This window comes from Pseudomonas sp. (assembly GCF_050739995.1).
GTDB lineage: Bacteria > Pseudomonadota > Gammaproteobacteria > Pseudomonadales > Pseudomonadaceae > Aquipseudomonas.
In genome coordinates, this window is sequence record NZ_JBOICG010000757.1 from 1 (window position 1) to 7,409 (window position 7,409).

Consider the following 7,409-nt stretch of genomic DNA (forward strand, 5'->3'; position numbering starts at 1 on the left):
GGCCACGCCCGCAACCAGTGGCTTGTCGTCATCACGCACGCTGATAAACGCAGTACCGCCTGTCGGCAGCACTTCGCTGGCACCCATTTGAGCCTTGGCGAATGCCTCACCGAAGGTATCGCCCACACCCATCACTTCACCGGTGGACTTCATCTCTGGGCCCAGGATCGGGTCCACGCCAGGGAATTTGGCGAATGGGAACACCGCCTCTTTCACGCTGTAGAAGTTCGGAATGATTTCCTTGGTGAAACCGATTTCCTTCAGGGTCTTACCTGCCATCACACGAGCAGCGATCATGGCCAGGGACACACCGATGCACTTGGATACAAACGGCACGGTACGCGAAGCACGCGGGTTGACTTCAATCACGTAGATGTCTTCGCCTTGCAGCGCCAACTGTACGTTCATCAAGCCGACGACGCCCAACTCCAGGGCCATTCTCTTGACCTGCTCACGCATCTCATCCTGGATGTGCACCGGCAACGAGTACGGCGGCAGCGAGCAAGCGGAGTCACCGGAGTGAACGCCAGCCTGTTCGATGTGCTGCATGATCGCGCCGATCACCACATCGGTACCGTCGCAAACAGCATCCACGTCCATTTCGATGGCGCAGTTGAGGAAGTGGTCCAGCAGCACCGGGCTGTCGTTGGACACCTTTACCGCGTCACGCAGGTAACGCTTGAGCTCTTCTTCTTCGTAGACGATTTCCATCGCACGACCGCCCAGCACATAGGACGGACGCACCACCAGCGGGTAACCGATCACACCGGCAGCACGGATGGCTTCGTCTTCGCTGCGCACGGTGGCGTTTGGCGGCTGACGCAGGTTCAGGCGCTCAACCATCTGCTGGAAGCGCTCACGGTCTTCGGCACGGTCGATAGCATCAGGGCTGGTGCCGATGATCGGCACGCCGGCTGCTTCGAGGGCGCGGGCGAGTTTCAGCGGGGTCTGGCCGCCGTACTGGACGATCACACCTTTTGGCTTCTCGACGCGCACGATTTCCAGCACGTCTTCCAGGGTCACTGGCTCGAAGTACAGGCGATCGGAGGTGTCGTAGTCAGTGGAAACAGTTTCCGGGTTGCAGTTGACCATGATGGTCTCGTACCCGTCTTCGCGCAGGGCGAGGGCGGCGTGTACGCAGCAGTAGTCGAACTCGATACCTTGGCCGATCCGGTTCGGACCGCCGCCCAGGATCATGATCTTGTCGCGACCCGACGGCGCGGCTTCGCACTCTTCCTCATAGGTGGAGTACAGGTAAGCGGTGTCGGTGGAGAATTCGGCGGCGCAGGTATCAACGCGCTTGTAGACCGGGAAGATCTCCAGCTTGTGGCGATGGGTGCGCAGGTTCTTCTCGGTCACACCCAGCAACTTGGCCAGGCGCTGGTCGGAGAAGCCTTTACGCTTGAGGCGGAACATCATGTCGCGGTCGATGCTGGCCAGACCCAGGGTCTTGACCTTCTCTTCTTCCTTGATCAGATCTTCGATCTGTACCAGGAACCACGGATCGATCATGTTCATGCCAAAGATATCTTCGACGGTCATGCCAGCACGGAAGGCGTCAGCCACGTACCAGATACGCTCGGCGCCCGGCACGGTCAGCTCGCGCTTGAGCACGCTCATGCTTTCCGGATTGGCCAGGTCGAGTTTCTCGTCCAGGCCGCAAACGCCTACTTCCAGACCACGCAGGGCTTTCTGCAGGGATTCCTGGAAGGTACGGCCGATGGCCATGACTTCACCCACCGACTTCATCTGGGTAGTCAGACGTGCGTCAGCCTTGGCGAACTTCTCGAAGGCAAAACGTGGCAGTTTGGTGACGACATAGTCGATGGATGGCTCGAAGGACGCCGGAGTCTTGCCGCCGGTGATGTCGTTCGACAGCTCATCCAGGGTGTAACCCACAGCCAGCTTGGCCGCGACCTTGGCAATCGGGAAACCGGTGGCTTTCGAAGCCAGGGCCGACGAACGGGATACACGCGGGTTCATTTCGATCACGACCATGCGGCCAGTGTTCGGGCAGATGCCGAACTGAACGTTGGAACCGCCGGTTTCCACGCCGATCTCGCGCAGTACCGCCAGGGAGGCGTTACGCAGGATCTGGTATTCCTTGTCGGTCAGGGTCTGTGCTGGAGCCACGGTGATCGAGTCACCGGTGTGCACGCCCATCGGATCGAAGTTTTCGATAGAGCAGACGATGATGCAGTTGTCCTTCTTATCGCGGACAACCTCCATCTCATATTCTTTCCAGCCGATCAGGGATTCGTCGATCAGCAGCTCTTTGGTCGGCGACAGGTCCAGACCACGGGCGCAGATTTCTTCGAACTCTTCACGGTTGTAAGCGATACCACCACCGGTGCCACCCATGGTAAAGGACGGACGGATGATGCACGGGAAGCCCAGGGTCTCAAGGACCGCGTTGGCTTCTTCCATGCTGTGGGCGATACCGGAACGCGGGCACGCCAGGCCGATGGACTTCATCGCCTTGTCGAAACGCGAACGGTCTTCAGCCTTGTCGATGGTGTCGGCATTGGCGCCGATCATCTCTACGCCGAACTTTTCCAGGACGCCTTCGCGCTCCAGGTCCAGGGCGCAGTTCAGAGCAGTCTGGCCGCCCATGGTTGGCAGCAGCGCATCTGGACGCTCTTTCTCGATGATCTTGGCAACGGTCTGCCACTTGATCGGCTCGATGTAGGTAGCGTCGGCCATGGCCGGGTCGGTCATGATGGTGGCCGGGTTGGAGTTCACCAGGATGACGCGGTAACCCTCCTCGCGCAGGGCTTTACACGCCTGGGCGCCGGAGTAGTCGAATTCGCAGGCCTGGCCGATCACGATCGGGCCAGCGCCGAGAATCAGGATGCTTTTTATGTCTGTACGTTTTGGCATGGGTTTGTCACTCAAATCCGCAGGTCAGTCGGCAAGCCGTCTTGAACAATCTTTGATGAGCCTGCAGGGGCCGCCGAGGTTCGGGGCCGCCCGCAGACTGCTCAGTCAGCGTCGCTTGGCCATCTCATTGATGAAACGGTCGAACAGCGGCGCTACGTCGTTCGGGCCCGGGCTGGCTTCAGGGTGGCCCTGGAAGCTGAACGCGCTCTTGTCGGTGCGCTCGATACCCTGCAGGGAACCGTCGAACAGCGACTTGTGAATGGCGCGCACGTTGCTCGGCAAGGTGGCTTCATCCACCGCAAAACCGTGGTTCTGGCTGGTGATCATCACGACGCCAGTGTCCAGGTCTTGTACTGGGTGGTTGGCACCGTGGTGACCATGGCCCATTTTCAGGGTCTTGGCGCCGGAGGCCAGGGCCAGCAGTTGGTGACCGAGGCAGATACCGAATACCGGAATCTCGGTTTCCAGCACTTCCTTGATCGCCTGGATGGCATAGTCGCATGGCTCAGGGTCACCCGGGCCGTTGGACAGGAACACGCCATCCGGTTGCAGGGCAAGCACGTCGCTGGCCGGAGTTTGTGCCGGCACCACGGTCACACGGCAACCTCGCTCGACCAACATGCGCAGGATGTTGTACTTGACGCCGTAGTCGTAGGCTACAACATGGTAGGGCAGTTCAGCAGCGTCGACGGTCGCGTGGCTGTCGGTCTTCAAGTCCCAGACAGTGGAGCGCCACTCGTACTTCTCTTTAACGCTGACAACCTTCGCCAGGTCCATGCCTTTCAGGCCAGGGAAACCTTGCGCCGCGGCAATCGCCGCCTCTTCGGAGATATTGTCACCGACCATGATGCAGCCATTCTGCGAGCCTTTTTCACGCAGGATGCGCGTGAGGCGACGGGTATCGATACCGGCGATCGCCACAACGTTGTTGGCTTTCAGGTAATCGGACAGCGACATCGTGTTACGCCAGTTGCTCGCGACCAGGGGCAGGTCACGAATCACCAGACCGGCCGACCAGACACGATCAGACTCGACGTCTTCCGGTGTAGTACCGGTGTTGCCGATGTGCGGATAGGTCAGGGTAACGATCTGTTGGGCGTAGGAAGGATCGGTAAGGATTTCCTGATAGCCGGTCATGGCAGTGTTAAACACTACCTCTCCAACGGTCTGACCGTCGGCTCCAATGGCTTCGCCGCGAAAAATGCTGCCATCAGCAAGGGCGAGTATGGCTGGCTTAGTCAAGAAGACCTCCCGTAAATAAAGCCTGAAAGGGCGATCGCAGGTTGTAAAAAAGCGGAGTGACGTATGGACACGTCACCCCGCTTCTTCACTGAATTATTCTGCGCGCTTTTAGTGGACACACTAAAGCTGTAGCTTACAGAAAAAGGCTTTTTGGGTCCACCGCTAATGAGCCTTAAAGGCAGGGGAATGCGACAGGACGTCGCCTAGCGGGTAAAAACGGGGCCTAAGCATAAGCTTGAGGCCCTGTTTTAGCTACTGATTAGTGCAGATCCAGCACGTCACGCATGTCATACAGGCCCGGTTCGCGACCTTCCAACCAGAGCGCAGCACGCACCGCCCCCTTGGCAAAGGTCATACGACTGGATGCCTTATGCGTGATTTCCAGGCGCTCGCCCTCAGTGGCGAACAACACGGTGTGATCACCCACCACATCACCGCCGCGCACGGTCGCAAAGCCAATGGTGTCACGCGCACGCGCACCGGTATGGCCTTCGCGACCGTACACCGCGACCTTCGACAGGTCGCGACCCAGCGCATCGGCAATCGCTTCACCCATGCGCAGCGCAGTGCCCGACGGCGCGTCGATCTTGTGGCGGTGATGAGTCTCGATGATCTCGATATCCGCCTCATCCCCCAGCACGCGCGCCGCCAGATCCAGCAGCTTGAGCGACAGGTTCACACCGACGCTGAAGTTGGCGGCGAAGACGACAGGAATATCCTTGCCCGCCTCCACCAGCAATTGCTTCTGCTCAGCCGTCAAACCGGTAGTGCCGATCACCATGGCCTTGCCAGCCTTGCGGCAGAAAGCCAGGTTTTTCAGCATCACGTCCGGCAGGGTGAAATCGATCAACACATCAAACTCGTCGGACACCTGCTCCAGGCTGCCAGACAACGAAACACCGATACGCCCCAATGAGGCCAACTCACCGGCATCCGCGCCGATCAATGTGCTGCCTGGTCGCACGATCGCCGCCGTCAGCCCGGAAGCAGGCGAGCGTTGCTGCACCGCCTCGACAAGCGTCTTGCCCATGCGCCCGGCAGCGCCCATTACGGCTATACGTCGCATATTCAACTCCTTACAGGTCGCCGAAGAAGCGCTTCACGCCATCGAAAAAGCCCGTGCTTTGCGGCGAGTGCGAGCTATCACCATCCAGCGAGCTGCGGAACTCCTCAAGCAGTTCGCGCTGACGACGATTCAGGTTGACCGGTGTTTCCACTGCTACACGGCACATCAAGTCGCCAGCACCGCCACCGCGCACCGGCGCAACGCCCTTGCCACGAATGCGGAACTGCTTGCCGGTCTGAGTCCCTTCAGGGATCTTCAATTTGACTCGACCATCAAGGGTCGGAATCTCCAGCTCGCCACCCAAGGCCGCGTCAACAAAGCTGATCGGCACCTCACAGAACAGATGCTTGCCATCGCGCTGGAAGATCGAGTGCTCACGCACATTGATCACTACGTACAAGTCACCCGTAGGGCCGCCCTGCGTACCCGCCTCGCCTTCGCCCGACAAGCGAATGCGGTCACCGGTATCCACGCCCGCCGGCACTTTCACCGAGAGGGTCTTGTACTCTTCGACGCGACCTTCACCGTGGCAGGAGTCGCACGGATCGGAAATGATCTTGCCCTGGCCATGGCAGCGCGGGCAGGTCTGCTGCACAGAGAAGAAACCTTGCTGCATGCGGACCTGGCCGATACCACCACAGGTAGGGCAAGTAATCGGCGAAGAGCCCTTCTTGGCGCCAGAGCCATCGCACGGCTTGCAGTTGACCAGCGTCGGCACGCGGATATTGACGCTGGTGCCGCGCACGGCCTCTTCCAGGTTCAGTTCCAGCGTGTAACGCAGATCGCTGCCGCGCTGGGCGCCACCACGCTGACCACCACGGCCGCCGCCGAAGAAGTCACTGAACACATCGCCGAAGATATCGGAGAAGTTCTGACCACCAAACCCAGCACCACCGCCACCCATGCTCGGATCGACACCGGCATGGCCGTACTGATCATAGGCCGCACGCTTATTAGGGTCAGACAGACATTCGTAGGCCTCGTTGGCCTCTTTGAACATTTCTTCGGATTCTTTGCTATCCGGATTACGGTCCGGGTGGTGCTTCATCGCCAGACGACGGTAGGCCTTCTTCAGGTCCGCCTCGCTGGAGCCGCGCTCCACACCCAATACTTCGTAATAGTCACGCTTTGCCATAAGTCTTTGCACTCTTATAGGACGTTCAGCCAGACCCTCCTGAGCCTTGCCAAACTCGTTGAGCCCCAATACAGGCCCGGACCCAACTCACGTCAATTCAACGATCCTGGTCATTACTACTTTTAGCCAGGTACCCGGCCAAAAATGCGGTATTTACTGCTCGGAAAGCAGGAGCATTCCCGATCACACCGCCAGCATCCGAACGCTGTCGCATGCTGTAAAAATTCGCATACCCCAGACACGCCAACGCGGGAGCAAGCTCCCGCGCGGCGACATCCTACCAGTCACCGCTTGATAGCGGTCAACTGGGCGACCAACTTACTTCTGGTCTTTGACTTCTTCGAACTCGGCATCGACAACATCGTCGTGCTTGGCTTCAGGCTCTGCGTGCTGTGCAGCGCCATCGGCCGGCTGGCCTTGCTCGGCGTACATTTTCTGAGCAACTGGTGCGGAGACTTTCGACAGCTCCTCAACCTTCGCTTCGATGGCAGCCTTGTCGTCGCCTTTGATGGCAGCCTCCAGGGCAACCAAAGCGGCTTCGATCGCGGTTTTCTCTTCAGCGGTCACTTTGTCACCGGCATCAGCGATCATTTTGCGCGTCGAATGGACCAGTGCATCGCCCTGGTTACGGGCAGCGGCCAGCTCTTCAAACTTCTTGTCAGCCTCGGCGTTGGTTTCCGCATCACGAATCATCTGCTGAATTTCTTCATCAGACAGACCGGAGTTGGCCTTGATGGTGATCTTCTGCTCTTTGCCAGTCGCCTTGTCTTTCGCGCCGACGTGCAGGATGCCGTTGGCGTCGATGTCGAAGGTCACTTCGATTTGTGGCACGCCACGTGGAGCTGGTGGAATCTCAGCCAGGTCGAACTTGCCCAGGGACTTGTTCTGAGCCGCTTGCTTACGCTCACCTTGCAGCACGTGAATGGTCACAGCGCCTTGGTTGTCGTCGGCAGTCGAGAACACTTGCGATTTCTTGGTAGGAATCGTGGTGTTTTTCTCGATCAACGCAGTCATCACGCCACCCATGGTTTCGATACCCAGGGTCAGCGGGCTTACGTCCAGCAGCAGAACGTCTTTCACGTCGCC

General features: G+C 59.0%; 5 protein-coding genes. All 5 read right to left on the minus strand.

Features of this window, described 5'->3' with window-relative positions:
* The coding region (gene carB, locus ACRESD_RS25760) for a carbamoyl-phosphate synthase large subunit (protein ID WP_431753480.1) at window positions 1–2,880 on the minus strand (2,880 nt) is incomplete at its 3' end.
* 105 nt (window positions 2,881–2,985) lie between these two features.
* Window positions 2,986–4,122 carry a glutamine-hydrolyzing carbamoyl-phosphate synthase small subunit gene (gene carA, locus ACRESD_RS25765; RefSeq protein WP_431753481.1) on the minus strand — a complete coding sequence of 379 codons (1,137 nt, stop codon included), beginning with the start codon at window positions 4,120–4,122 and terminating at the stop codon, window positions 2,986–2,988.
* Between the two features lie 259 nt (window positions 4,123–4,381).
* Window positions 4,382–5,188: a 4-hydroxy-tetrahydrodipicolinate reductase gene (gene dapB / locus ACRESD_RS25770; RefSeq protein WP_431753482.1), complete on the minus strand. Its 807-nt coding sequence runs from the start codon at window positions 5,186–5,188 to the stop codon at window positions 4,382–4,384.
* 10 nt (window positions 5,189–5,198) lie between these two features.
* Window positions 5,199–6,323: a molecular chaperone DnaJ gene (gene dnaJ / locus ACRESD_RS25775; protein ID WP_431753483.1), complete on the minus strand. Its 1,125-nt coding sequence runs from the start codon at window positions 6,321–6,323 to the stop codon at window positions 5,199–5,201.
* Between the two features lie 318 nt (window positions 6,324–6,641).
* On the minus strand, window positions 6,642–7,409 hold a 768-nt coding region (locus ACRESD_RS25780), incomplete at its 5' end, for an Hsp70 family protein (protein WP_431753484.1).